The 24,462-nt window shown below is 71.6% G+C and carries 22 protein-coding genes; 9 read left to right on the forward strand and 13 right to left on the reverse strand.

Features of this window, described 5'->3' with window-relative positions:
• Nucleotides 1–57: 57 nt before the first annotated feature.
• Together fabI and fabG are read right to left on the reverse strand one after the other, a co-directional pair.
• On the reverse strand, nt 58–828 hold the full coding sequence (gene fabI, locus ACWGH1_RS21470; protein ID WP_453357643.1) for an enoyl-ACP reductase FabI: 771 nt from the start codon (nt 826–828) through the stop codon (nt 58–60).
• Between the two features lie 5 nt (nt 829–833).
• Nucleotides 834–1,553 (reverse strand): 3-oxoacyl-[acyl-carrier-protein] reductase, encoded by a 720-nt coding sequence (gene fabG, locus ACWGH1_RS21475; protein WP_453357642.1) that lies wholly within the window; start codon nt 1,551–1,553, stop codon nt 834–836.
• 146 nt (nt 1,554–1,699) lie between these two features.
• On the opposite strand from fabG, the gene ACWGH1_RS21480 reads away from it, so the two are divergent.
• From ACWGH1_RS21480 to tyrS, 3 genes are all read left to right on the forward strand, one after another.
• Entirely contained in the window at nt 1,700–3,262 is a 1,563-nt protein-coding gene (locus ACWGH1_RS21480) for a TldD/PmbA family protein (RefSeq protein ID WP_453408925.1), read from the forward strand.
• Complete coding sequence (locus ACWGH1_RS21485; RefSeq protein ID WP_453408913.1) at nt 3,262–4,662, forward strand: metallopeptidase TldD-related protein; 1,401 nt, start codon at nt 3,262–3,264, stop codon at nt 4,660–4,662. Before ACWGH1_RS21480 ends, ACWGH1_RS21485 begins: the two co-directional genes overlap by 1 nt.
• Before the next feature lie 96 nt (nt 4,663–4,758).
• On the forward strand, nt 4,759–6,024 hold the full coding sequence (tyrS, locus tag ACWGH1_RS21490; RefSeq protein ID WP_453356804.1) for a tyrosine--tRNA ligase: 1,266 nt from the start codon (nt 4,759–4,761) through the stop codon (nt 6,022–6,024).
• Nucleotides 6,025–6,111: 87 nt separating this feature from the next.
• On the opposite strand, the gene ACWGH1_RS21495 is transcribed toward tyrS, so the two are convergent.
• A complete protein-coding gene (locus ACWGH1_RS21495) occupies nt 6,112–6,393 on the reverse strand; it encodes a GlsB/YeaQ/YmgE family stress response membrane protein (protein ID WP_453355788.1) in 282 nt (93 codons plus the stop codon).
• Nucleotides 6,394–6,571: 178 nt separating this feature from the next.
• On the opposite strand from ACWGH1_RS21495, the gene ACWGH1_RS21500 reads away from it, so the two are divergent.
• Both ACWGH1_RS21500 and ACWGH1_RS21505 read left to right on the forward strand, forming a co-directional pair.
• The gene (locus ACWGH1_RS21500; protein WP_453355789.1) at nt 6,572–6,904 is read left to right on the forward strand and encodes a DUF3099 domain-containing protein; all 333 of its coding nucleotides are present in this window, start codon (nt 6,572–6,574) and stop codon (nt 6,902–6,904) included.
• 138 nt (nt 6,905–7,042) lie between these two features.
• Nucleotides 7,043–7,300: a hypothetical protein gene (locus ACWGH1_RS21505; protein ID WP_453355790.1), complete on the forward strand. Its 258-nt coding sequence runs from the start codon at nt 7,043–7,045 to the stop codon at nt 7,298–7,300.
• A gap of 91 nt (nt 7,301–7,391) precedes the next feature.
• Here the strand turns inward: ACWGH1_RS21505 and moaA are convergent, their stop codons facing one another.
• The 3 genes from moaA to ACWGH1_RS21520 form a co-directional block, all read right to left on the reverse strand.
• Nucleotides 7,392–8,381, reverse strand: coding sequence for a GTP 3',8-cyclase MoaA (gene moaA, locus ACWGH1_RS21510; protein WP_453355791.1), 990 nt, complete (start codon nt 8,379–8,381; stop codon nt 7,392–7,394).
• 177 nt (nt 8,382–8,558) lie between these two features.
• The gene (locus ACWGH1_RS21515) at nt 8,559–10,184 is read right to left on the reverse strand and encodes a solute symporter family protein (RefSeq protein WP_453355792.1); all 1,626 of its coding nucleotides are present in this window, start codon (nt 10,182–10,184) and stop codon (nt 8,559–8,561) included.
• Entirely contained in the window at nt 10,181–10,549 is a 369-nt protein-coding gene (locus ACWGH1_RS21520) for a DUF485 domain-containing protein (protein WP_453355793.1), read from the reverse strand. Before ACWGH1_RS21520 ends, ACWGH1_RS21515 begins: the two co-directional genes overlap by 4 nt.
• A gap of 310 nt (nt 10,550–10,859) precedes the next feature.
• On the opposite strand from ACWGH1_RS21520, the gene ACWGH1_RS21525 reads away from it, so the two are divergent.
• Nucleotides 10,860–12,413 (forward strand): S8 family peptidase, encoded by a 1,554-nt coding sequence (locus ACWGH1_RS21525; protein ID WP_453408914.1) that lies wholly within the window; start codon nt 10,860–10,862, stop codon nt 12,411–12,413.
• Between the two features lie 88 nt (nt 12,414–12,501).
• On the opposite strand, the gene ACWGH1_RS21530 is transcribed toward ACWGH1_RS21525, so the two are convergent.
• From ACWGH1_RS21530 to ACWGH1_RS21540, 3 genes are read right to left on the reverse strand one after another with little or no spacing between them, the layout of a single operon-like run.
• Nucleotides 12,502–13,545, reverse strand: coding sequence for a zinc-dependent alcohol dehydrogenase family protein (locus tag ACWGH1_RS21530; protein ID WP_453408915.1), 1,044 nt, complete (start codon nt 13,543–13,545; stop codon nt 12,502–12,504).
• A 29-nt stretch (nt 13,546–13,574) separates the two neighbouring features.
• Nucleotides 13,575–14,279, reverse strand: a complete 705-nt coding sequence (locus ACWGH1_RS21535) for a lysoplasmalogenase (protein ID WP_453355817.1) — start codon at nt 14,277–14,279, stop codon at nt 13,575–13,577.
• Nucleotides 14,276–15,148: a sterol desaturase family protein gene (locus ACWGH1_RS21540; RefSeq protein ID WP_453355818.1), complete on the reverse strand. Its 873-nt coding sequence runs from the start codon at nt 15,146–15,148 to the stop codon at nt 14,276–14,278. The genes ACWGH1_RS21535 and ACWGH1_RS21540 overlap by 4 nt, the downstream gene beginning before the upstream one ends.
• Before the next feature lie 113 nt (nt 15,149–15,261).
• Between ACWGH1_RS21540 and ACWGH1_RS21545 the strand changes: the two genes are divergently transcribed.
• Complete coding sequence (locus ACWGH1_RS21545; RefSeq protein ID WP_453355819.1) at nt 15,262–18,363, forward strand: NACHT domain-containing protein; 3,102 nt, start codon at nt 15,262–15,264, stop codon at nt 18,361–18,363.
• Nucleotides 18,364–18,385: 22 nt separating this feature from the next.
• Here ACWGH1_RS21545 and ACWGH1_RS21550 read toward each other — a convergent pair whose 3' ends face one another.
• Genes ACWGH1_RS21550 through ACWGH1_RS21565 form a run of 4 tightly spaced genes read right to left on the reverse strand, consistent with a single transcriptional unit; the run spans nt 18,386 to nt 22,592 of the window.
• The gene (locus ACWGH1_RS21550; RefSeq protein ID WP_453355964.1) at nt 18,386–19,606 is read right to left on the reverse strand and encodes an amidohydrolase family protein; all 1,221 of its coding nucleotides are present in this window, start codon (nt 19,604–19,606) and stop codon (nt 18,386–18,388) included.
• A complete protein-coding gene (locus ACWGH1_RS21555) occupies nt 19,603–20,889 on the reverse strand; it encodes an amidohydrolase family protein (protein WP_453355963.1) in 1,287 nt (428 codons plus the stop codon). Before ACWGH1_RS21555 ends, ACWGH1_RS21550 begins: the two co-directional genes overlap by 4 nt.
• Before the next feature lie 19 nt (nt 20,890–20,908).
• Complete coding sequence (locus ACWGH1_RS21560; RefSeq protein ID WP_453355962.1) at nt 20,909–21,793, reverse strand: SDR family NAD(P)-dependent oxidoreductase; 885 nt, start codon at nt 21,791–21,793, stop codon at nt 20,909–20,911.
• A 1-nt stretch (nt 21,794) separates the two neighbouring features.
• Complete coding sequence (locus ACWGH1_RS21565) at nt 21,795–22,592, reverse strand: acetoacetate decarboxylase family protein (RefSeq protein ID WP_453355961.1); 798 nt, start codon at nt 22,590–22,592, stop codon at nt 21,795–21,797.
• 132 nt (nt 22,593–22,724) lie between these two features.
• Between ACWGH1_RS21565 and ACWGH1_RS21570 the strand changes: the two genes are divergently transcribed.
• Entirely contained in the window at nt 22,725–23,360 is a 636-nt protein-coding gene (locus ACWGH1_RS21570) for a TetR/AcrR family transcriptional regulator (protein ID WP_453355960.1), read from the forward strand.
• A 73-nt stretch (nt 23,361–23,433) separates the two neighbouring features.
• A complete protein-coding gene (locus ACWGH1_RS21575; RefSeq protein WP_453408916.1) occupies nt 23,434–24,405 on the forward strand; it encodes a DEDDh family exonuclease in 972 nt (323 codons plus the stop codon).
• Nucleotides 24,406–24,462 lie beyond the last annotated feature (57 nt).

The raw sequence follows: 24,462 nt of genomic DNA on the forward strand, positions 1-24,462 counted from the left end.
GCGCCCCGGAGGGAAGCGCGGCCACCGCCGTACGGATGTAAGGAGCCGACCCGGAGGTCAGGCACCCATGGCGTGCAGGCCGCCGTCCACGTGGACGATCTCGCCCGTGGTCTTCGGGAACCAGTCGGACAGCAGGGCCACGATGGCCCGGCCCGTCGGCTCCGGGTCGTTCATGTCCCACTCCAGCATGGAGCGGGAGTTCCACACGTCCGCCAGGTCGGAGAAGCCCGGGATGGACTTCGCGGCCATCGAGCCGATCGGACCGGCCGAGACCAGGTTGCAGCGGATGTTCTCCTTGCCCAGGTCACGGGCCAGGTAACGGCTGGTGGCCTCCAGCGCGGCCTTGGCCGGGCCCATCCAGTCGTACTGCGGCCAGGCGAACTGCGCGTCGAAGGTGAGGCCGACGACGGCCGCGCCCTCGTGCGGGAACAGCGGCTTGCAGGCCATGGTGAGCGACTTCAGCGAGAACGCCGAGACGTGCATGGCGGTGGCGACCGACTCGAACGGGGTGTTCAGGAAGTTGCCGCCCAGGGCGTCCTGCGGCGCGAAGCCGATGGAGTGGACGACCCCGTCCAGACCGCCGAGCTCGTCGCGGACGAGCTGCTCCAGGCGGGCCAGGTGCTCGTCGTTGGTGACGTCGAGCTCGATCACCTTGGCGGGCTTCGGCAGCTTGCGCGCGATGCGCTCCGTCAGCGTCGGCCGCGGGAAGGCGGTCAGGATGACCTCGGCGCCCTGCTCCTGGGCCAGCTTCGCGGCGTGGAAGGCGATGGACGACTCCATCAGCACCCCCGTGATGAGGATGCGCTTGCCCTCGAGAATTCCACTCATGGTGATCAGTGACCCATGCCCAATCCGCCGTCTACGGGAATGACGGCTCCGGTGATGTACGCGGCGTTGTCGGACGCCAGGAAGCTCACGACCTGCGCGATCTCCTCGGGCTGCGCGTAGCGGCCGAGGGGCACCTGCTGCATGATGACCGCGCGCTGCTCGTCGGTGAGCACCTTCGTCATGTCGGTGTCCACGAAACCGGGGGCGACGACGTTGAAGGTGATGTTGCGGGAACCGAGCTCACGGGCGAGCGAGCGGGCGAAGCCCACCAGGGCGGCCTTCGAGGCGGCGTAGTTCGCCTGGCCCGCCGCGCCGAGCAGACCGACGACCGAGGAGATCAGGACGACGCGGCCCTTCTTGGCGCGCAGCATCCCGCGGTTGGCCCGCTTCACGACCCGGAACGTGCCGGTGAGGTTGGTGTCGACGACCGACGCGAAGTCCTCCTCGGACATCCGCATGAGCAGCGTGTCCTTGGTGATGCCGGCGTTGGCCACCAGCACCTCGACCGCGCCGTGCTTGTCCTCGATCTCCTTGTAGGCCTGCTCCACCTGCTCCGAGTCGGTGATGTCGCAGCGGACCGCCAGGACTCCCAGGGAGGTGAGCTCCTGCGGCGGCTCGCCGGACCGGTACGTGATCGCGACCTTGTCGCCCGCCTCCGCGAAGACTCGGGCGATGGCGAGGCCGATGCCCCGGTTTCCTCCGGTGACGAGAACCGAGCGGCTCAACGGATCACCCTTTCCCTTAGCTGTGTGATGAACAAAAACCTATCGGTCCCGGCTCGGATAAGGAGAATCGGGGCCCCACAGGGCCTTGCCGCAGCCTCTGTCGAGTCTCTACAGAAAGAAGTGTGCACAACGGCCCCGGGCGCGACATGATCGGGGCGACCGGCCCCGACCCCGGGAGGAATTCCGTGCCCCATTCCATCGACGCGGCTTTCACCGCGCTGCCCTTGCGGGCGCTCGCTGACGCGGCGCTCGCGCGGGCGCGCGCGCTGGGCTCCGACCACGCCGACTTCCGGCTGGAGCGGATCCGCAGCGCCTCCTGGCGGCTGCGCGACGCCAAGCCCTCCGGCAGCTCCGACACCACCGACCTCGGCTACGCGGTGCGCGTGGTGCACGGCGGCAGTTGGGGCTTCGCCTCCGGGGTGGACCTGACCATGGACGGCGCCGCCAAGGTGGCCTCGCAGGCCGTGGCGATGGCCAAGCTGTCGGCGCAGGTGCTCAAGGCCGCGGGTTCCGACGAGAGGGTCGAGCTCGCCGCGGAGCCGGTGCACGCCGACCGGACCTGGATCTCCGCCTACGACGTGAACCCCTTCGACGTGCCGGACGCGGAGAAGGCGGCCCTGCTGGCCGAGTGGAGCGCACGGCTGCTGGCCGCCGACGGCGTGACCCACGTCGACGCGTCGCTGCTCGCCGTCCACGAGAACAAGTTCTACGCGGACACCTCCGGCACCTCCACCACCCAGCAGCGGGTACGGATCCACCCGCAGCTCACCGCGGTCGCCGTCGACGCCGCCACCGGCGAGTTCGACTCGATGCGCACCATCGCCCCGCCGGCCGGGCGCGGCTGGGAGTACCTGACGGGCACCGGCTGGGACTGGGACGCCGAGCTGGAGCAGATCCCCGGCCTGCTCGCCGAGAAGATGCGGGCGCCCGGCGTGCAGGCCGGGCGCTACGACCTGGTCGTGGACCCGTCCAACCTGTGGCTGACCATCCACGAGTCGATCGGGCACGCCACCGAGCTGGACCGGGCGCTGGGGTACGAGGCGGCGTACGCGGGGACCTCCTTCGCCACCTTCGACCAGCTGGGCGAACTCAAGTACGGCTCCTCGATCATGAACGTGACCGGTGACCGCACGGCGGAGCACGGCCTGGCCACCATCGGCTACGACGACGAGGGCGTCGAGGCGCAGAGCTGGGACCTGGTCAAGGACGGCACCCTGGTCGGCTACCAGCTGGACCGCCGGATCGCGAAGCTGACCGGGCTCGGGCGCTCCAACGGCTGCGCGTTCGCCGATTCGCCGGGCCACGTGCCGGTGCAGCGGATGGCGAACGTGTCGCTCCGGCCGGATCCGGGCGGTCTGTCCACGGAGGACCTGATCGGCGGGGTGGAGCGCGGGATCTACGTGGTCGGCGACCGCTCCTGGTCGATCGACATGCAGCGCTACAACTTCCAGTTCACCGGTCAGCGGTTCTTCCGCATCGAGAACGGCCGGCTGGCCGGGCAGCTCCGTGACGTGGCGTACCAGGCCACGACCACCGATTTCTGGGGCTCGATGGAGAAGGTCGGCGGCCCGCAGACGTACGTGCTGGGCGGCGCCTTCAACTGCGGGAAGGCCCAGCCGGGACAGGTCGCGTCCGTGTCCCACGGCTGCCCGTCCGCGCTGTTCCGTGACGTGAACATCCTGAACACGACCCAGGAGGCCGGACGCTGATGTCGGTTCGTACGAAGCCCCACGAGATCGTCGAGCGGGCCCTGGAGCTGTCCACCGCCGACGGCTGCGTCGTCATCGCCGACGAGGAGTCGACCGCCAACCTGCGCTGGGCGGGCAACGCTCTCACCACCAACGGAGTCACCCGCGGCCGGACCCTGACGGTCATCGCCACGGTCGACGGCAAGGAGGGCACGGCCTCGGGGGTCGTATCGCGCTCCGCCGTCACCGCGGACGACCTGGAGCCGCTGGTGCGGGCAGCCGAGGCGGCCGCGCGGAACGCCGGACCGGCCGAGGACGCCCAGCCCCTGATCACCGGCACCCCGGCCGCGCCGGACTTCACCGACGCCCCCGCCGAGACCTCCTCGGCGGTGTTCACGGACTTCGCCCCGGCCCTCGGCGAGGCCTTCGCCCGGGCCCGGGCGGGCGGCCGGGAGCTGTACGGCTTCGCCAACCACGAGCTGGTCTCCACGTACGTCGGCACCTCGACGGGGCTGCGGCTGCGCCACGACCAGCCGAACGGCACGCTGGAGCTGAACGCGAAGTCGCCGGACCGCCAGCGCTCGGCCTGGGCGGGCCGCGCCACGCGGGACTTCAAGGACGTGGACCCGACCGCGCTGGACGCGGAGCTGGCCGTACGCCTGGGCTGGGCGGAGCGCCGCTTCGACCTGCCGGCCGGGCGGTACGAGACGCTGCTGCCGCCGACGGCCGTGGCGGACCTGCTGATCTACCAGATGTGGTCGGCGGCGGCCCGGGACGCGGTGGAGGGCCGGACGGTCTTCTCCAAGCCCGGCGGCGGCACCCGGATCGGGGAGAAGCTGTCCGGGCTGCCGCTGACGCTGCGCAGCGACCCGCACGCGGCGGGCCTGGAGTCCGCGCCGTTCGTGATCGCGCACAGTTCCGGTGACGACGCCTCGGTGTTCGACAACGGCCTGCCGGTCCCGGCGACGGAGTGGATCAGCGGCGGGGAGCTCGCCCGCCTGACCACGACCCGGCACAGCGCGGACCTGACGGGGCTCCCGCTCTCCCCCGGCTTCGGGAACCTGATCCTGGAGGGGGGCGGGGAGAAGTCGCTGGAGGAGATGGTGGCCGGCACCGGCCACCAGGGGCGCGGGCTGCTGCTGACCTGTCTCTGGTACATCCGCGAGGTCGACCCGGCGACGCTGCTGCTCACGGGGCTGACCCGGGACGGCGTGTACCTGGTGGAGAACGGCGAGGTCATCGGCGAGGTCAACAACTTCCGGTTCAACGAGTCCCCCGTAAACCTGCTGTCGCGGGCCACGGAGGCCGGCCGGACCGAGAAGACCCTGCCGCGCGAGTGGAGCGACTGGTTCACCCGCACCGCGATGCCGGCCCTGCGGATCCCGGACTTCAACATGAGCTCGGTCAGCAAGGGCGTCTGATCAGCGAGGGCGTCTGAGGGGTCCGCTCCGCCCGCCTAGACTGGCCGGGAAACCCCTCAGCACCTCTTTTCACCTCGTTCAAGGAGAGTCACGACCGTGACGGACATCGTCGACGAACTGAAGTGGCGCGGGCTGTTCGCCCAGTCCACCGACGAAGAAGCGCTGCGCAAGGCGTTCGCGGACGGTCCTGTCACGTTCTATTGCGGCTACGACCCCACCGCGGCCTCGCTGCACGTGGGTCACCTGGTGCAGGTGCTGACCATGCGCCGGCTCCAGCTGGCCGGCAACCGGCCGCTGGCGCTCGTCGGCGGGGCCACCGGCCAGATCGGCGACCCGCGCCCGACCGCCGAGCGCACCCTGAACGACCCGGCGGTCATCGCGGAGTGGGTGAACCGGCTGCGCTCGCAGATCGAGCCCTTCCTCTCCTTCGAGGGCGAGAACGCGGCGGTCCTGGTCAACAACCTGGACTGGACGGCGGGCATGTCCGCCATCGAGTTCCTTCGGGACATCGGCAAGCACTTCCGCGTCAACAAGATGCTGACCAAGGACTCGGTCGCCAAGCGGCTGGAGTCCGATCAGGGCATCAGCTACACGGAGTTCAGCTACCAGCTGCTCCAGGGGATGGACTTCCTGGAGCTGTACCGGCGCCACGGCTGCGTCCTCCAGCAGGGCGGCTCCGACCAGTGGGGCAACCTGACGGCCGGCCTCGACCTGATCCACCGGGTCGAGCCGGACGCGCAGGTGCACGCGATGGCGACCCCGCTGATGGTCAAGGCGGACGGCACCAAGTTCGGCAAGACCGAGGGCGGGGCCGTCTGGCTGGACCCGGAGATGACCACCCCGTACGCGTTCTACCAGTTCTGGCTGAACGTGGACGACCGGGACATCTCCGGCTACATGCGGATCCTGTCCTTCAAGTCCCGCGAGCAGCTCGAAGAGCTGGAGAAGCAGACCGCCGAGCGGCCGCAGGCGCGTGCCGCCCAGCGGGCGCTGGCGGAGGAGCTGACGACGCTGGTGCACGGCGCCGGCCAGTGCGCCGCCGTGATCGCCGCTTCGAAGGCGCTGTTCGGCCAGGGCGAGCTGGCGGACCTGGACCCCTCGACGCTGGCCGCGGCCCTGTCGGAGCTGCCGCACGCCCGGGTGGCGGAGCTCGCCCCGGTCGTGGACCTGCTCGCGGAGACGGGCCTGGTCGCCAGCAAGTCCGCGGCCCGGCGGACGGTGAAGGAGGGCGGCGCCTACGTGAACAACGTGAAGGTGACCGCCGAGGACGCGGTCCCGGCCCGGGAGGAGCTGCTGCACGGGCGCTGGCTCGTGCTGCGCCGCGGAAAGAAGAACCTGGCGGCGGTCGAGGTCACGGGCTGACCTCGGCGCACGCGAAGGGGCCGGTGCGGACGTCCGTCCGGCCGGCCCCTTCGTCGCGGCCGGAAGGAATCGGGCCAACGGGAGGCGTCAGGTCGTCTGCCGCCGCCGGTCGCCCCTGAGCGCCATGTAGACCATGTCGCCGAGGCCGACGATGAGGACGGCTCCGGCGAGCTGGAGCAGGTGGCGGATCCAGTCGATGCCCTTGGTGTCGTGGACACCGATCCACGAGGCCACGGCGTTGCCCAGGATGCCTCCGATGATGCCGAAGATCACGGTCAGCCAGATCGGCTGGTGCTGCTTGCCCGGCAGGATGGCCCTGGCAATCAGCCCCAGCACCAAACCGACGATGATCGCCCACAACCAATGCATGTCGAGCCTCCTCGTGGCGCGTTGTGCGCAGGTGCGGCCAGTCTCGGGCCGCCCCGCGCGGGCCGCATTCCCGGCAGCGCCATTCGGGCGGCACCCCGTCTCCTCGCCCCGGTGGCGGCGGCGTACGGTGGAAGTGTCCGGGCCGGGAGCGCCCGGCGGGTGGATCAGGTGGTGGAAAGTGGAACGGTCGAAGCGGAACGGGGCCGAGGTCTTCCGGATCACCGGAGCGCGGATGGGCCTCAGCGAGGACGTGCGCGGCCGGCAGCGCCGGTACGTGGTCTCCATGACGATCAGGACCCTGTCGGTCATCGCGACCGTTCTCCTGTGGAACGTGGAGCGTCATGTGGCGATCGTGACGCTGGTGGCGGGCGCCCTGCTGCCGTACGTCGCGGTGGTCATCGCCAACGCGGGGCGCGAGTCGGCGCCCTCGCTGCCCTCGCACTTCGTGCCCACCCCTGTGCACCCGGCACTGGAGGCGGGAAACCTCAAGAAAACCTCAGATCAATCATGAAGTTCCGGTGCACCGCACCGGGTCCTGCGTGACATACTGCCTACGCGCTCCGCATCCCCCGTCGGAGCGACGGACCGACGCCGGGCAGCTCCCCCCGTGGCTGCTCGGCGTCGCCCTTCCGTTTGTAGGGTTGAGGCTGTGAACTCCCCTGATACGGACACCAGCGCTCCCGGCACCGATCCCACCTGCTCCGCCAAGGGCTGCCGCGCGGCGGCGGTATGGGTCCTGGCGTGGAACAACCCGAAGCTGCACGCGCCGGAGCGCCGCAAGACGTGGCTGGCGTGCGCGGAGCACCGCGAGCACCTCTCGCAGTTCCTCGGCGTGCGCGGGTTCCTCAAGGACGTCGTGAAGCTGGACGAGTGGGTCCAGCCGGAGGGCTCGGAGCGCGAGCGCTAGAGAGCGGCCGGAAAGCGGCTGGAGATCCGCTTGAGAACGGTACGAGGCCCGGTCCGGTCGCCGGACGGGGCCTCGTACCGCGGCTCGGCGGTCAGCCGCCGATCGCCGACATCGGGCGGTCGGGCTGCAGGAAGCTCGGGTCGTCGAGGCCGGAGCCGGCCTTCTTGCCCCACATCGCCACCTTCCACAGGCGGGCGATCTCCTCGTCCGGGGCGCCCGAGCGCAGCGCGCCCCGCAGGTCCGACTCCTCGGTGGCGAAGAGGCACGTACGGACCTGGCCGTCGGCCGTGAGGCGGGTGCGGTCGCAGGCGCCGCAGAACGGGCGGGTGACGGAGGCGATGACCCCGACGGTGGCCGGGCCGCCGTCCACGCGCCAGCGCTCGGCGGGGGCGGAGCCGCGCTCGTCGGCCCCCTCCTCGGTGAGGGTGAAGTGGGTGCGCAGCGAAGCGAGTATGTCACCGGCGGTGATCATGCCGTCGCGCTTCCAGCCGTGCTGCGCGTCGAGCGGCATCTGCTCGATGAAGCGCATCTCGTAGGCGTTCTCCACGGCCCAGGCGAGCAGGTCGGGGGCCTCGTCGTCGTTCAGCCCGGGCATCAGCACCGCGTTGACCTTCACGGGGGTGAGACCGGCCTCGCGGGCGGCGGCCATGCCGTCGATGACGTCGTGGTGGCGGTCGCGGCGGGTGAGGGTCTTGAACACCTCGGGCCGCAGGGTGTCCAGCGAAACGTTCACTCGGTCCAGGCCGGCGGCCTTGAGCGCCTGTGCGGTGCGCTTGAGGCCGATGCCGTTGGTGGTGAGCGACATCTTGGGCCGCGGTTCCAGGGCCGCGCAGCGCTCGACGATGCCGACGAGGCCGGGGCGCAGCAGCGGTTCGCCGCCGGTGAAGCGGACCTCGGTGATGCCGAGCCGGGTGACGGCGATGCGGATCAGCCGGACGATCTCGTCGTCGCTGAGCAGGTCCGTCTTCTGCAGCCACTGCAGGCCTTCTTCGGGCATGCAGTAGGTACAGCGCAGATTGCACCGGTCGGTGAGTGAGACGCGCAGGTCAGTGGCCACGCGGCCGTACGTGTCGAGAAGCACTGTGGGCCCCCTCCCCTGTCCGGTTCATAGAGGTCGCGCAGCTCGGATGAGAGATGTGTGCGCTGCTTTCGAGCCTACGCGACGCCTGTGACTTGTTGTGGTGCCCGAATGAACGAGACGCGACGCGGCCGTGTAGTAGGGAACTACGACACGGCCACGACGGGTGTCTGGAGTATCTCAGTGTGCGCCTGTTCCCGTCAGGGACCGGACCTCGAGTTCCGCGAACTTCCGGGGGTCGGCCCGCTCCTTGGACAGGAAGGTTCCCAGCCAGCCGAGGAGGAAGCCCAGCGGAATGGAGATGATGCCGGGGTTCTCCAGCGGGAACCAGTAGAAGTCGGCGTCCTTGAACATCGAGGTGGGCTTCCCGGAGACCACGGGCGAGAACAGCACCAGGACGACCGAGGAGACCAGGCCGCCGTAGATGGACCACAGCGCGCCCTGGGTGGTGAAGCGCTTCCAGAACAGGCTGTAGAGGATCGTCGGCAGGTTGGCGGAGGCGGCGACGGCGAAGGCGAGCGCGACCAGGCCGGCCACGTTGAGGTCGCGGGCGAGGGCGCCGAGTCCGATGGCGACGGCGCCGATCACGACGGTGGACCAGCGGGCCGCCCGGACCTCCTCCTTCTCGGTGGCCTTGCCCTTGCGGATGACGTTCACGTAGATGTCGTGCGCGAAGGACGAGGACGAGGCGAGGGTCAGGCCCGCGACGACCGCGAGGATGGTGGCGAAGGCGACTGCGGAGATCACGGCGAGCAGGACGGCGCCGCCGGTGGTGCCGGGTCCGCCGCCGACCTCCTGGGCGAGCAGCGGGGCCGCGGTGTTGCCGGCCTTGTTGGAGGCGAGGATGTCGGCCCGCTTGAGCAGGGCGGCGGCGCCGAAGCCGAGGGCGATCGTCATCAGGTAGAAGGCACCGATGATGCCGATGGCCCAGTTCACGGACTTACGGGCGGCCTTCGCCGTGGGCACGGTGTAGAAGCGGATCAGGATGTGGGGCAGGCCGGCGGTGCCCAGGACGAGGGCGATGCCGAGGGAGATGAAGTCCAGCTTCGTGATCCCGTCCTTGCCGTACTTGAGGCCGGGCTCCAGGAACTTGGCGCCCTGGCCGCTGTTCTCGGCGGCCTTGCCCAGCAAATCGGAGATGTTGAAGTGGAACTTCAGCAGCACCAGGAAGGTCACCAGCAGGGCGCCCGCGATGAGCAGGACGGCCTTGACCATCTGGACCCAGGTGGTGCCCTTCATGCCGCCGATGGTCACGTAGAGGATCATCAGGACGCCGACCAGGGCGACGACGGCCACCTTGCCGCCGTCGCTGGTGATGCCCAGGAGCAGCGACACCAGGACGCCGGCGCCCGCCATCTGGGCGAGCAGGTAGAAGATCGAGACCACGATGGTGGAGGTGCCCGCGGCGGTGCGGACGGGCCGCTGGCGCATCCGGTAGGCGAGGACGTCGCCCATCGTGTAGCGGCCGGAGTTGCGCAGCGGCTCGGCAACGAGCAGCAGGGCCACCAGCCAGGCGACGAGGAAGCCGATGGAGTAGAGGAAGCCGTCGTAGCCGAAGAGGGCGATGGCCCCGGCGATGCCGAGGAAGGACGCGGCGGACATGTAGTCGCCGGAGATGGCCAGGCCGTTCTGGAAGCCGGTGAACTGGCGGCCGCCGGCGTAGAAGTCGGCGGCGTCCTTGGTCTGGCGGCCCGCCCAGATCGTGATGACCAGGGTGGCGACGACGAACAGCCCGAACAGGGTGATGATCAGCGGGCGGTGCTCGGTGGCGCCGGCGGCCACGGTCAGGTGCAGTGGAGCGCTCATTCGCCGGCCTCCATCCGGGCCTTGATGGCAGCGGCCCTCGGGTCGAGCTGGGTGGCGGCGTGCCGCGAGTAGAACCAGGCGATGAGGAAGGTCGTCGCGAACTGGGCGAGGCCGAGGACGAGGGCGACGTTGATGTTGCCGAAGAGCTTGGTTCCCATGAAGCCGCCCGCGTAGTTCGAGAGCAGGACGTACAACAGGTACCAGGCGATGAACGCGACGGTGAGCGGGAAGGCGAAGGAGCGGTGGGATCGGCGCAGTTCGGCGAACTCGGGGCTCTGCTGGACGCGTTCGAACTCTTCGGCCGTGCGGCCCGCCGGAAGCGGTTCCACGCCGCCGGGCGGCTGCGCTGCTGCTTGGGTTGTCACCGGGGGCTCTCCTTGTGACGCGGGTGCGAGGGGGTGGGTACGGACAAGACGACCTCCGTGTGGGGGGTGGTAACGCCGGTCCCCCTGACAACGGCACGGCTCGCGCGACGGGACGGTTCAACGGGTTCCGTTTCTGCCGCCGTTTCCCCGGGCCGGGCTTCTTCGTGCTGCTCCTCCGTCGTGCTTCTTCGGCTGATTCCTCGAACTGATGGCGCAAAGGCGAAGGGCAGCACTAGGTTCGCCTGTCATGAACCCGTCGCCCTACGCGATCGCGCGGGGACGGCTCTTTCCCGGATGATGTGGAGAACCCATGGCTCAGCTGGGGTCACGATCCCCCAAGAGGCACGTCCGTCTCGCCGTACCGGTCGGCCTGGCGCTCACCGCCTCACTCGCCTTCCTGCCCACGGTCGCGGCCTCCGCCGCGCCCCTGGGTACGACCGCGGGCGCGGCGGCCGCCGCGAAGCCCGATGCCTCGGGCCCCAAGCTGTCGTACGTGGCGAACCTCAACACGTACGCGACCGTGACGGCGGCCCAGAAGGCCGTCGAGCGGGCCGGCGGCACGGTGGTGACGTCGTACGAGCAGATCGGGGTGATCGTCGCCCACTCCCAGAACCCCGACTTCGCCAAGCAGCTCCGCGCCCAGCGCGGTCTGTTCGTGTCGGTCGGCGCCACCCGAACCGCCCCCCTCGCGACGGTGCAGACCACCGAGGAGGGCACCACGCAGCGCCTGAGCACGGCGGACGCGGCCAAGGCGGCGGCGTCGGCGCAGGCCGGTCAGGAGCCGCTGGAGCCCAACCAGTGGGACCTGCGGGCGATCAAGGCCGACCAGGCGCAGGCGGTCAACGCCGGCAGCCCGGACGTCACGGTGGGCGTCATCGACACGGGTGTCGACGACACCCACCCGGATCTCGCGGCGAACTTCTCCAAGGGCCAGTCGGCCAACTGCGTCGGCGGCGTCGCCGACACCACGGACGGCGCCTGGCGCCCGTACCCGGACGGCAGCGACCACGGCACCCACGTTGCGGGCACCATCGCGGCCGCCCGCAACGGCATCGGTGTCAGCGGCATCGCACCGGGCGCGAAGGTCGCCGCGATCAAGGTGAGCGAGCCCGGGACCAGCCTCTTCTACACCGAAGCGGTCGTCTGCGGCTTCATGTTCGCCGCCGAGAAGGGGATCGAGGTGACCAACAACAGCTACTACGTCGACCCCTGGTACTTCAACTGCAAGTCGGACGACGACCAGAAGGCGCTGGTGGAGGCCCTCGGCCGGGCGAGCAAGTACGCGGAGCGCAAGGGCGTGCTCAACGTGGCCGCCGCGGGCAACGAGAACTGGGACCTGGCGTCCCACTCGATCGTGGACGACACGAGCCCGGACGACGGGACCCCCGCCCCGCGCACGATCGACCCGCACGACTGCCTGGACCTGCCGACGCAGCTGCCGGGCGTGGTCTCCGTCTCCGCCACCGGGGACAAGGGCCTGCGCTCCTACTACTCCAGCTACGGCCTCGGCGTCATCGACGTGGCGGCGCCCGGCGGCGACAAGTGGCAGCTCCCGGACACCCCGGACGCCAACGGCCGCGTGCTGTCCACCCTCCCGGGCGGCGGCTACGGCTACAAGCAGGGCACCTCGATGGCCTCCCCGCACGTCGCCGGCGTCGCGGCCCTCCTCAAGAGCGCCCACCCCTCGGCGACGCCCGCCCAGCTCCAGGCGATGCTGAAGGCCCAGGCCACGAAGACGGCCTGCCCGGACAAGATCTACGACAACGGGGGCGCGCTGATCGACGCCACCACCTGCCAGAGCAAGTGGGGCCAGACCGGCTACTACGGCTACGGCGTGGTCGACGCGCTCAAGGCCGTGAAGTAACGCAGCCCCGGGGTACCCCGCGCAACGCGCGCGGGGGCCGGCCGGGGGAAGTGTCCCCGGCCGGCCCCCGCGGGCCGTTCCCGGCGGATCAGGGCGTGATCATCACCTTGAGGGCGCTGCGGTCGTCCATCGCGCGGTAGCCGTCCGGCACCTCGTCCAGGGTGACCGTCCGGTCGAAGACGGGCGCCGGGTCGATCGCCCCGCTCAGCACGTCCGCCAGCAGCTCGGGGATGTACGCGCGGACCGGGGCGACGCCCCCGCGCAGGGTGAGGTTGCGGTCGAACATCACGCCGAGGTCGAGGCCGGTGCCGCTGCCGTGCGGGACTCCGACGTAACCGATGGCCCCGCCGTCGCGGGTGATGTTCACGGCGGTGCGCATGGACTGCTCGGTGCCGACGGCCTCGATGACGGAGTGGGCGCCCTGGCCGCCGGTGAGCTCGCGGACGGCCGCCTCGGCGGCCTCGCCGCGCTCGGCAACGATGTCGGTGGCCCCGAACAGCTTCGCGATGTCCGTACGGACGGCGTGGCGGCCCATGGCGATGATCCGCTCGGCGCCGAGCCGCTTGGCGGCGAGGACGCCGCACAGGCCGACCGCGCCGTCACCGACGACGGCGACGGTGGAGCCCTTGCGGACGCCCGCGCCCACGGCGGCGTGGTGGCCGGTGCCCATGACGTCGGACAGCGCGAGCAGCGCGGTCAGCAGGTGCTCGTCGGAGGCGGCGTCGGCGGGCAGCTTGACCAGGGTGCCGTCGGCGTGCGGCACGCGGACCGCCTCGCCCTGGCCGCCGTCGTGGCCGACCGAGCCCCAGAAACCGCCGTGCACGCAGGAGGTGTACAGGCCCTCGGAGCAGTAGTCGCAAGTGCCGTCGGACCACATGAAGGGGGCCACGACGAGGTCCCCGGCGCGCAGGCCGGACACGGCGGAGCCGGTCTCCTCGACGATGCCGAGGAACTCGTGGCCGATGCGCTGGCCGGGCTGGCGCGCGGCCTCGCCGCGGTAGGCCCACAGGTCGCTGCCGCAGATGCAGGCACGCAGGACGCGGACGACGGCGTCCTCGGGGCGCTGGATCGCAGCGTCGGGCACCTCCTCCACGCGGATGTCGTGCGGGGCGTGGATGACGGTGGCACGCATGGTGGTGCAGCCCTCCGGATCAGGTTGGTTCAGTCTTGTATGACTGACCTACCGTACGCCTGCCGGGAGGCGAGGGTGCCCGTGGCCAGCAGGTACTGGGCCGCCAGGTACGTGGCCATGATCCAGAAGTCCGGCCGGGGCGGCTGCGGCCACTCGGCGACGCCGGTGGCGATGAGCGTGTCGGAGAGCAGGAACAGCGCCCCGCCGATCGCCGCGCGCGTCCCCGGGGCACTGGAGCGGTAGGCCATCGCGGTGAGCAGCAGGCTGTACCCGGCGACGGGTACCCGCAGCCCGGCCGGGAGGTCGCTCCAGAGCAGCGCGACGGTGGTGACGAGCGCGGTGGCGTACGCGCCCCCGAGCGCGGGGTGCGTCCTGCCCCTGCCGAAGAGCAGGAGGTAGCAGACGTGCCCGGCGGCGAAGGAGCCCATGCCGATCAGGAAGGCGGCGGGGGCGTCGAAGAGCAGCGCCAGGTCCCCGCCCCACCCGAAGAGCAGGGCCGCCACCAGCAGGCGCGGCGCGCGGCGGGCGCCCCCGTGGTGCTGGGAGCAGACGTACCCGACGAGGAGCGGCATCAGCAGCGGCTTGGTGATGACGTGCCCGAGGTGCCAGCCGGCGAGCAGCGAGCCGAGGTCGGCCGCCCCGGCGGCGGCGAACGCGGCGAGCAGCGTCCGGCCGGCGGTGTCGACCGGTACGGGGCGGGCCCAGGAGGGGGTACGGGACTCGGTGGCGCTCACGCGGCCTGCTCCGCCGGGGCCTTGGCGGGCTCGGCGGCCTGTGCGGGCTGCCAGCCGGGGCCGCGGAAGACCCGTCCGGCGCGCTCGCGCCAGGTGCGGGCACCGCGCAGGTCCCGGGCGATGGCGGCGTATTCGTGGGTCGCGACCCGCAGCGGGTTGTAGGTGTCGATGTTCTTGGTCAGCCCGAAGACGGGCTTGTGCCCCTCGCCCACCCAGGAGCCGAACAGCCGGTCCCAGACGATCAGGATGCCGCCGAAGTTGCGGTCCAGGTAGCCGCCTTGGGAGGCGTGGTGGACGCGGTGGTGGGAGGGGGTGTTGAAGACGTACTCGACCGGGCGGGGCAGCTTCCCGATGCGCTCGGTGTGGATCCAGAACTGGTAGGCGAGGTTGACGGAGTAGCAGAACGCGATGGCCGCCGGGTGCACGCCGAGGGCGATCATCGGCAGGTAGAACGGCCAGGAGGTGGCGCTGGTCCACGGCTGGCGCAGGGCGGTGGTGAGGTTGAACTTGCGGCTGCTGTGGTGGACGACGTGGCAGGCCCACAGGATGCGGATGACGTGGTGCCCGCGGTGCTGCCAGTAGTAGCAGAAGTCCTGCGCGAGCAGCATGAGCGGCACGGTCCACCACAGGACGGGCACCCGCAGCGGCGTCAGCTCGTAGACCGCGGTGTAGACCGCGACGATCGGGATCTTCCAGAGGAAGTCGAAGACGAGACTGCCCAGGCCCATCCCGATGCTGGTGACGGCGTCCTTGGTCTCGTATCCGGCGGCGTCCTCGTCGGGATGGATCCGGTAGCTCACCAGCTCCACGACGGTGAGCAGCACGAAGGCGGGTATGGACCACAGCACGACATCGGGCAGGTTCGGCATGCCCGCACCATAGAGGCGCCTCCGGGGCCGCCGCTAGAGGTTGTTACCGATCGGTATCCGTCCGGGTTACCCGGGGTACCACGCATACTGGTCGGCCGGGGTGGGGAGGCCGTGTGACCGGGTTCGAGGCAGTTCTCTTACGGGTGGCGGGTACGGCGGCGAGCGCGCTGGTGAAGTCGCTCCTGACGCGCGCCCCGGGCGCGGGCCTGACGTCCGACCCGGCCGCTCCTTCGGCGCGCTGGCGCCGCCCCGCCGAACTGGGCGAGGCCGAGATGCGGACGCTGGCGGCCGGGCTGGCCGCCCGCCTGGACGGGGCGGCAGCGGGACTGCCCGGCCACGAACGCCTGGCCGCCCTGGACGCGGTCGCCGACTCCTTCGCCGCGCTGGGGCCGCTGGACCTGGAAGCGCTCTTCGCCGTGGACCTGGACCCGGCGGCCCTGGCCGCGGCCCTGCCCCCGCCCCCGCGGGGCCTGAGCGACGGGGCGGAGTCCCTCTACCGGCGGCTGGCCGCCCTGTGCTGCCTCCACGTGGTCGAGTACGCCACCACCCTCCCGGGCTTCGGGCCCCACGCCCAGCTGGAACTGATCCGCCGCACCGGCCGGCTGGAGCGCGTCGTGCGGCAGCTGGAGAAGCCGGCCGAGTACCCGGACGCGCAGCAGGTCCACTTCGAGCAGCAGTACACCCAGTACGTCGCCGAAGCCCACGGCCGGCTCCAGCTCTACGGCCTGACGCTCAGCCAGGGCCGCCAGGAGTGGCCGCTGGACCTGGCGTACATCAGCCTCGCGGTGACCGGCGACCCGCTGCTGGAGGAGCCCGGCTCGCACCGGACCACCGTCGAGGCGGAGCGGGCGATCGCGGGCTCGGACCGCGTGCTGCTGCGCGGGCCGGCCGGTTCCGGCAAGTCGACCCTGGTCCAGTGGCTGGCGCTGAACGCGGCGCGCCAGAGCTTCCGGCGCCAGCCGGCCCACTGGAACACGCTGGTCCCCTTCGTCCTGCGGCTGCGTTCCTTCCACGCCTCCGAGGCGCTGCCCGTCCCCGGGGACTGGCTGCGGGCCTCCGGCGTACCGCTGACCGCGCCGCCCGGCTGGACCGAGGGCCTCCTGGTGAGCGGCCGGGCCCTGGTACTGGTCGACGGGGTGGACGAGGTGCCCCAGCGGCTGCGCAACCGGACCGAGGCATGGCTGCGCTCGCTGATCGCGGCCTTTCCCAAGGCGCGTTACGTCGTGACCACCCGTCCGTCCGCGGTACCGGAGGACTGGCTCAAGGGGCAGGGCTTCGCCCCGCTGTCGCTGGTGTCGATGGAGCGGGACAACGTACGGGCGTTCATCACGCACTGGCACGACTCGGCGCGCGAGGAGTGCGGCTCCGCCGAGGAGCGGTCGCAGCTCGACACCTTCGAGCGGACGCTGATCCAGTCGGTGGGCTCCCGGCGCGACCTCGGGCGGCTGGCGACGAACCCGTTGATGTGCGCGCTGCTGTGCGCCCTGAACCGGGACCGGCGGATGCAGCTGCCCCGAGCCCGCAAGGAGCTGTACGACGCGGCGCTGGACATGCTGCTGGTCCGCCGCGACACCGAACGGGACATAGCGGGGGTCGAGGGGGTCTACCTCAGCCGGGACGAGCAGACGGCGCTCCTCCAGCGGCTGGCGTACTGGCTCATCCGCAACGGGCAGGTGGAGGCGGCCCGGGACGAGGTCGTGCTGATGCTCGACGAATGGCTCGACGCGATGCCCCAGGTACGGGCGCAGGGCAGCACCGAGCGCGTGTTCAAGCACCTGCTCATCCGCAGCGGGCTGTTGCGCGAGCCCGTGCCCGGCTCCGTGCACTTCGTGCACCGCACCTTCCAGGACTACCTGGGCGCCAAGGCCGCGGTGGAGTCCCGGGACTTCGGCGTGCTGATCCGCAACGCCCATGAGGACTCCTGGGACGACGTGGTCCGGATGGCCGTCGGTCACGCCCGTCCCGACGAACGCGCCCGAATGCTCACCCAGTTGCTCCGGCGCGCGGACAAGGTGAAGCGGGACCGCAGCCGGCTGGTCCTGCTGGCCGCGGCCTGCCTGGAGCACGCCCCCGAGCTGGATCCGCAGGTACGGGCCGACGTGCAGGCGCGCACGGCGCGGTTGTTGCCGCCGCACAGCACGGCCCAGGCGGAGGAACTGGCCAAGGCGGGCGAGCTGGTGCTGGAGCTGCTGCCGGAGCCGGTGGACCTCAGCGTGGAGGAGGCCGCGGCGACCGTGCGGACGGCCGCGCTGATCGGCGGGGACCGGGCGCTCCGGGTGATCGCCGGATTCCGGCGCGACGACCGCTACGAGGTGGGTCACGAGCTGTCCGAGTCCTGGGGCCGCTTCCCCACCGGGGACTACGCGGACGCGGTCCTGGCGGGCGCCTCCATGCAGGCCGCCCACTTGCACATCCGCACGCCGGAGCAGCTCCGGGCGTTCCGCGGGCTGCCGCACCTCCACCGGGTGCACCTCACCTGGAGCGGGCAGCTGCCGCCGGAGATCACCGGCCGACGGGACCTGCAATGGCTGGTCGTGCAGCGCAATCCGGAGCTGCGGGACCTGGCGGCCCTCGGCGGACACCGGGCGCTGGAACACTTCGGGGTCTTCGACTGCCCTCGGCTGACCGGAATCGAGCCGATCGGCGAGCTGACGCCGGAAAGCCTGGCCTTCGGGTACGTTCCGGACGGGCTGTCGCTGGCTCCGCTCGCCGGGATCCCGGCCCTGCGGTCGCTGGTGATCGGCTTCGAGCCGAAGGAACGGAACATCGGGGACGTCCCCGCGGCGGAGGGGCTGGTGAAGCTCACCCTCTGGCAAGGCGCCCGGGGCCTCTCCCTCGACGGGCTGGAGCGCTGGACCGCGGTGCACGACCTCACCGTCGCGGGCGAGCGGCAGTACGAGCAGCTGGCGAGACGGCAGCCGCTGACCGGCCTGACCTCGCTCCAGATCCGGCACACCGTGTCGGTGGACCTCGGGGTACTCGCCCCGTACCGCAGGCTGACCGAGCTGATGCTGCTGCGCTGCGGGTTCCCCGGCGGCCTGGGGCCGCTGGCGGACCTGCCGGGGCTCAGCCGGCTGCGGCTCGTGGAATGCGCCGGCGTCGTGGACCTCTCCCCGCTGGCCGGGCTGCACTCGCTGCGGATCGAGCTGGACCGGAGGTCCGCCTTCACCGGCGCCGAGCTGATCGCGCCGGAGCGGCTCGCCCACATCGGCTGAGCCGCTCCGGCGGAGGGCGCTCTCACCAGACGCGGACCGAGCCGCCGCGGGCGAAGGCCGGGCTCGTGGCCTGGGGCGGGATCTCGGTCAGCGGCCGGGCGACCTCCGAGACCAGCGGACCGCACGTGGCGGCCACCGCGTCCAGCAGGGGCAGGTCGAAGCCGTAGACGCGGGCCGCGTTGCCGCCGACCATGGCGGCGACCTCCGCCCTGGGCAGGCCGGCGTAGGCGATGCGCAGGCCCTCGCGGGAGAAGGGCGTGGTGCCCTCGTCATGGGGGTAGTCGCTGCCCCACATGATCTTGTCGAGTCCGATCCGCTCCCGCAGCGGGACCTCGTGGGGACGCATGAAGCTCGCCCCCACGAAGCAGTTGTCGCGCCAGACATCGCCGGGGCCCTTGCCCATCGACTCCGCGAGGCCCGCGCCGAACTTGGCCTCCGCCGTGGCCGAGGCGGCGACCAGGCGGGCGTGGTAGTAGTCCAGCATGTCCAGCACGCCGGGGATCCAGCCGGAGCCCTGTTCCGTCAGGACCAGCCGGAGGCCCGGGTGGCGGCGGAAGGCCCCGCCGAAGATGAGGTGCCACAGGGCGCGGTGCGAGAACCAGGTGGTTTCCACCATGAACACCGCCCGGGCGGCGGGCTCGTCGCCCAGGGGCGGGGACGCCGAACCGCCGTGGTGGTTGACCGGGACGTCCAGTTCGTCGCAGACCGCCCAGATCGGGTCGTAGACCGGGGAGTAGAGCTCCGGGATCCCGGAGCCGGGCGGAGCTCCGGGGAGCAGGACGCCGCCCGTCAGGCCGGCCTCCTTCGTGCGGCGGATCTCCTTGACCGCCTCCTCCACGTCGTTCAGCAGGATCTGGACCACACCCGCCCGGCGGCCCGGGGCGTCCGCGCAGAAGTCCGCCAGCCAGCGGTTGTGGGCCCGCAGCCCCGCCCAGCGCAGCGAGAATTCGGCCGCCGTCGGTGCGGGCGCCATCAGGGCGGCGCTCGGGAAGAACGGCGGGATGGTGTTCGGGAAGAGCACCTCCGCGACGATGCCGTCGGCTTCGAGCTCGGCCAGTCGGCGGGCGGAGTTCCAGTTGCGGTCCGCGCTGTCCGCCAGAAGGTCCTCGTACGGGTTCACGTAGTCGGCGGCCCAGGCGTCGAACGCGTCGTGGTGGCGCTTCTCCAGGTACGGCCTGTAGTCGAGCAGGTCCGCGCCCGCGTGGCAGTCCGCCGAGATGACCGTGTAGCGGTCCGGTGTCATGACGAGACCCCCAGCACCGGGAAGTCCTCGCCGGCCAGCCAGTGCCGGCCGGCCTCCCGGGAGCGGGCCCAGGACGCCTCCACCGAGGCCTGGTCGGCGCTCTGGCCGAGCTCCGCCGGGGTCGGGCCGATCCGCGCGGCGAGCGGGGCCAGCTTCGCGGTGTCGAAGCCGAAGACCTCCGCCGCCGCGAGACCCAGCATCCGGCGGGTCTCGCCGACCGGGATGTCGTGGAAGGTGTTGCGCAGCCAGTTGCGGGTGTCGGGCCAGGTGCCCTCGGGGTGCGGGAAGTCCGAACCCCACAGGATGTTGTCCACGCCGATCTCGTAGCGCTGGGCCAGCTCGCGCCGTTTGGTGTTCGTCGCGCAGACGAAGACCTGGCGGTCCAGGTACTCGCTCGGCGGACGCCGCAGTTCCGCGAACGGGGAGAGCTTCTTGCCGCCGTGCGCGCCGAGGTAGAGCCGGTCCATGAACCACAGCTGGTTCGGCAGCCACCAGCAGCCCGACTCGGCCACGCCGAACTTGAGCCCCGGGTGCCGCTCGAACACCCCGGACCACAACAGGAACCACAGGGGCCGGGCCGGCCACCAGGTGACCTCGGAGACGTAGATGCCGAGGTGGTCCCCGTACTCGTGGCGCGGCGCGGCGCCCGAGTGGGTGACCACCGGCATCGCGGTCTCGGCCGCCGCCGCCCAGACCGGGTCGTAGCGGCGGTCGTGGTAGGGCGCCTGGTCCACCCACATGGCGGGGATCATCAGCGCGCCGAGCCCGGACTCCTTCGCCCGGTGGATCTCCGCGACGACCTTCGCCGGTTCGCCGGTGATGGGCAGCAGGGCGACCCCGCAGTGCCGTTCGGGGTGTTCGGAGACGAACTCCGCCAGCCAGCGGTTGTGGGCCTGCGCGCCGGCCATGCCCAGTTCGGGATCCTGGTCGCCGGAGAGGCCGAGACCCACGCCGAAGGGGGCCGCGGTCTGGCTGTCGACGGCGTCCGCGTCGGGGAAGACGACTTCGGCGGCCACCCCGTCGCCGTCGAGTTCCTTCAGCCGCTGCCCGACGTCCCAGCCGCCCTTGAGTCCCTCCTCGTGGTCGTGGAACCACTTCTCGGCGAAGGCCTCGTTGCGGACCCCCAGGCGGGTGGCCTCCTCCCGGCGGGCGTCCCGCTGTCCGAGGAACTCGTCGAACCGGGGGTGGAAGCGGGAGTCTAGGTACGGGCGGTAGCGCTCGGTCGGCAGTCCCGCGTGGCAGTCGGAGGAGATGATCAGGTACGGGTCTTCGTACGCGTTCACGGCAGGGCTCCTCTGCTCCTCAGTCGAGGATGAAGGCTTCGAGGTAGGCGGGGTTGGCGCGCTCCAGCATCGACTGCGAACGGGCGCGGATCTGCCGGTCGCTGTGCTCGCTCGGCGGGAGCATCCAGAACCGGCCGGCGCGGATGCCGTCGACCACGTGCTCGGCGACCTCCTCGACCGGGGTGAACTCCACCTCGTGGCCGGCCTGCTTCATCGCGGCTTCGTACTGGTCGAGGCTGCGGTACGGGGTCCTGCGCGGCCGCTGCTTCGCGTAGCGGCCGGGCCGGTTGCGGTGCGACTCCCACAGGCCGGTGCGCAGCATGTGCGGTCCGGGGAAGAGGACGGAGGCGCCGACGTCGGCCCCCTCCGCCTTGAGGTGGGCGTACAGCGACTCGGTCATGGTGACCACGGCGGCCTTGGTGACGGCGTACACGGAGGCGGTGGGCAGCGGGGCGATGCCGCCGTCACCGGAGCTGGTGTTGACGACGTGGCCGGGGGCGCCGCCCGCGATCATGCGGGGGACGAAGGCCTGGATGCCGTGGAAGACGCCCCAGACGTTGACGGAGAAGGCCCATTCCCAGTCGTTGGGCTCGTGTTCCCACATCCGGCCCTCGGCGCCGGAGCCGACGCCCGCGTTGTTGCAGAGGACGTGGACGGCGCCGAAGGCGGCGTAGGCGGCGTCCGCCAGGGCGAAGACCGAGTCTCGTTCGCTGACGTCGACCTGCCTGGCGAGCACCTCGGCGCCGGCGCTGGAGAGCTCGGCGGCCGCCTCGCGCAGGGCGTTCTCCTCCACGTCGGCGAGGACGACTTTCAGTCCCTCGGCGGCGAAGCGGCGGGCCATGGCGAGCCCGATGCCGCTGGCCGCGCCGGTGACGACGGCGACCTGTCCCGGTTCCAGGCGCATCTCACACGCTCCCCTCGGGCGGCCCGTCGAGCACCTGGAGCGGGTCGTCGTAGCGCTGGTGGATGTACGGGAGCAGCGCCCGGGCGCTGACGCGCTCGGCGACCCGGCCCCGCTGGTCGGTGGTCTTCTCGCCGATGGTCAGCTCCACGATGCGGCGTACGGGGAGGTCGGCCACCGGGTCGAACATGGACTCGCGGAGCATGACGTCGCCGGTGAGGTGTTCCAGCCTGCGCACCTTCTCGTTGCGCGTGCAGTGCACGAGCACCGGGTCGGCCTCGAAGCCCGAACCGCCCACGGCGGGCAGGAACTTGAAGTAGAAGTCGGTCTTGGTGGCGGGCTCGGGCAGCGGCAGGACGCCGTCGACCGCCCCGCGCACCTCCACGAAGGCGATGCCGTGCCGGGCGAGGCGCGCCCGTACGACCAGCCCGTCGCGCTCGACGGTGACCTCGCCCAGCTTCTTCGGTTCGCCGAACACCTCCCGGCCGCCGATCAGCGCGCGTTCGTGGGTCATCGGCATGACCAGCGGGTACCAGCCCTCGACCTCGCCGTGGCGGGCGGCGACGGCGACCGAGCCGGCGCCGAGCGGGTATCCGGGCAGGTCGACCTTGCTGATGCCGGCCCGCACGAGGGGCCGTTCGGCGGGCTTGAGCGGGGGCGGCAGGACCGCCGCGACCACGTCCGGGTCGCTCTCCCAGACCGCCACCACGCCCGTCGACCAGATGTCGGGGAGCTGGGAACTCTTCTCGCGCGACGCCACGATCTCGGCATCCGTGCGCGCTCCGTACCGTACGCGTGCCATGGGTGTACCACCCTTCACTGGGGTCGTCCTCGTCCCGGGACTGCGCTCTGTAACAGGGTTACACCGCCGAGGATGAAGGGTAAAGACCCCCGGCCGGACGAACTGACGGACCGACAGATTGGCGGCTGACCCATGGCCCGAAGCCCGCTGACCCGCGAGGAGGTGCTGGACGCCGCCGCGTCCCTGGTCAGACAGCACGGCCCGGCGGCCCTCACCATGCGGGGGCTCGCCACGGCCCTGGGCACCGCCGTGACCTCCATCTACTGGCACGTCGGCAACCGCGAGTCACTGCTCGACGCCCTCGTGGAGCGGACGGTGCGGGAGATGGGCGCGATCGGGCCCTCGGGCCGCACCCCGGCCGAACGGATCGTCTCCGTGGCCCGGCTGCTGCGCCGCGAACTGCGCGAGCGCCCGCACCTGATCGCGATGGTCCACGAACGGGGGCTGACCGAGCGGATGTTCCTGCCCGCCCAGCAGGCCCTCGTGCACGAGGTCCGGGCAGCCGGGCTGCGCGGCGCCCGGGCCGCCGACGCGGTGCGCGCGATCCAGTTCCAGATCGTCGGCTTCCTGCTCGTGGAGCGCAACCGCGAACGCTCCCCCGCCCAGTCCCCCGCCGAGGGCGAGCTCTGGGACCCGGCCGCGGCGCCCGGTGATCCGGCCCTCGCGCGCGCCCTGGCCCGGCCGCCGGATCCCGAGCGGCTGTTCCTGCTTTCCGTACGGGCTTTGACGCGGTCGCTGCTGGCGCCGGACCCGCCGGGGCGCCGCTGACGCACCCGGCCGACGGTCTCCGGTCCAGCCGTCGGGGCACGGGTGTCAGCGGGGGCCGATATCCTCTGTGACCATGCTCGACGACCGAACGACCGCAGAGACGATGTGGCCGACCGCGTACCCCCAGGGGTACGCGGTCGTCGACGTGGAGACCACCGGGCTCGCGCGCGACGACCGGATAGTCTCCGCCGCCGTCTACCGGCTCGACGCGCAGGGCAACGTGGAGGACCACTGGTACAGCCTGGTCAATCCGCGCCGGGATCCCGGGCCCGTCTGGATCCACGGCCTGACCAGTGACGTGCTCCGGGACGCGCCGCTCTTCGAGGACATCGCCGAGGAGTTCGCCGGCCGCCTCGCGGACCGGGTCCTGGTCGCGCACAACGCCATCTTCGACTGGCAGATGATCGCCCGGGAGTACGCCCGGGCCGCCGCGGCGGCGCCGGTCCGTCAGCGGCTGTGCACCATCGCGCTGTCGAAGGAGCTGAACCTTCCGCTGCCCAACCACAAGCTGGAGTCGCTCGCCGCGCACTTCGGCGTCGTCCAGCAGCGCGCCCACCACGCCCTCGACGACGCCCGCGTGCTGGCCGAGGCCTTCCGTCCGTCGCTGCACGCCGCCGCCCGGGACGGCGTACGGCTGCCGCTGCTGGAATGCCGCCCGCTGACGGAGTGGTCGGACACGCCTGCCGCCCCCCGCGTCGGCTACCAGGGTCCCTTCGGCGCGACGAGCTGGCGGCCCTCCCGGAAGCGGCCACCGTGCCCGTACCCCAACCCGGGCCGGTTCGAGGACGGCAAGCCGCTCAAGCAGGGCATGCGGATCGCCTTCTCCGGGGACACCTCCGTGGACCGGGAGCTCCTGGAGGACCGCGCGGTCGAGGCCGGCCTGCATGTCGCGACGAGTGTGTCGCGGCTCACGAGCCTGCTGGTCACCAACGACCCGGACTCGGCCACCTCGAAGACCGTCAAGGCGAAGTCCTTCGGGACGCCCGTGGTGGACGAGGCCGCCTTCACCCAGCTCCTGCGGGACGTGGCTGCGGCAGACGGGTGACCCTTGCGCGACTCGCCACGGGACCTCTTCCCCGGGCCGCCCGCCCGGTCCCACCCT

The sequence above is a fragment of the Streptomyces sp. NPDC054883 genome (assembly GCF_053610645.1).